Source organism: Canibacter zhuwentaonis (assembly GCF_018531145.1).
In the GTDB taxonomy this organism is placed as follows: domain Bacteria; phylum Actinomycetota; class Actinomycetes; order Actinomycetales; family Microbacteriaceae; genus Canibacter; species Canibacter zhuwentaonis.
In genome coordinates this window covers 1-298 of record NZ_JAHDSZ010000008.1, presented here as the reverse complement: position 1 = coordinate 298, position 298 = coordinate 1, and the positions used below count along the sequence as shown (strand labels likewise).

Here is a 298-nt window from a genome sequence, read left to right as displayed (position 1 = left end):
TGTTCCAGAAACAGTAACCTCAGCAGAAAGATTCTCCTCACTCTCGGTAAGATTAAACACTCCTGTAACAGTCGCGTTCTCTTCTTTAACACTAAACGAAGTACCATGATAGTTGTTATCTGTTTTAGCATTCACCACAGTCATCGTATTAACACCCTGCACAGGAGGAGTAACAGAAGCACCCGTTAGAATCCTATCCGTATTCTGTGGTTTTGACTGCAGCCCAGCCTGACCGGTTACGGTGAACACTAGACTACCGCCTGCGGGGATGCTCTCAACCACGGTGGTGAAATACCCA

At 46.6% G+C, this 298-nt stretch carries 1 protein-coding gene; it reads right to left on the bottom strand.

The annotated features are described in order from the left end of the window. Nucleotides 1-298, bottom strand: a 298-nt coding sequence (locus tag KJY78_RS04680) for a hypothetical protein (RefSeq protein WP_214337458.1), incomplete at both ends; no start/stop codon positions are given.